At 47.0% G+C, this 972-nt stretch carries 2 protein-coding genes; both read right to left on the minus strand.

What is annotated here, in order from left to right; all coding sequences use genetic code 11:
* Positions 1-548, minus strand: a 548-nt coding sequence (locus tag AC5V8P_RS25735; RefSeq protein ID WP_495474077.1) for a zinc ribbon domain-containing protein, incomplete at its 3' end; no start/stop codon positions are given.
* A gap of 108 nt (positions 549-656) precedes the next feature.
* Positions 657-972: helix-turn-helix transcriptional regulator (locus AC5V8P_RS25740; protein ID WP_495474078.1), on the minus strand; the 316-nt coding region annotated here is incomplete at its 5' end.

Below are 972 nucleotides of genomic sequence, written 5' to 3' on the forward strand. Positions count from 1 at the left end.
AGATCGTCAGGAGTCTGGAAATCCTCAGTCGCTTTCTTTCCGATAAAAAATGTATACTCGCCCAAAGCCCCATTTTCATAGTCAGTATAACAACCATAGACAGAAGCAGGTCCCTCGTCGTCTCGAATACGACCAGACACGTCCTCACTCCAGAAACGCCCCCACATGCCTGGAATGATTCCTTGGGATGTTTGTTCCTTCTGATTATTGGTGCGTGCTTTCAGCCCAACCAAACGGATACTGCCTCGATATTCCTCCCGAATGGGTCCATTCATTGTATGCGCAGCATCTTCTGAGGACCGCCACCGCTTTAAATAGGGCAGGTAATTATGCAGCATCGAAGTCGCTTCTTCTTTCTGCATCCCCTCCTCTACCATAATAGGCACACACTGCTGAATCATTCCCTCCATTGTCAAGTCTGGCTGTACAAATGCACCATCCTGGTAACAATACTTGCAATACTCATCTGTTTTATGATGTTGTGCATCCGTTCCGTATTGATCCTCATGCTCCAGCGGCATCCCGCAACTTTGACAGGCTTTATCCATTCTCCTAAATCCCCTTTCGCCAATTCGTATCAGGTATGCCACCAGTATAACGAAACAAACCTGACAACTATGGGTCAGGTTTGTTTTACTTTTAATCTAAGGTTCATTCTAAAATTCCTGACCCGCTTCATAATTAGACGCAATACGCAATGCCATCTGATAAATCTTGTCTCGCAAATGGGCTGGTTCCTTGACAATCACATCCGGTCCCAGGCTTAAAATAAATCCGTACAACCACGCATCCTCGGGAAACGGTACCGAAACCGTATAGATCCCTTCCTCTTGCTCGGTCAACGCTTCCACTCCAAACCAGTCCTCCGCCAGATGTTTGGAGTTGCGGTTAAATTGTAGCGTAAACGGTTGTACATCCCTGGATGCGGTCATTCGTCCCTCATTCCACGGCAGCACTTCATAGGAAAGGTCC

It is taken from the genome of Paenibacillus sp. N119s (assembly GCF_059447605.1).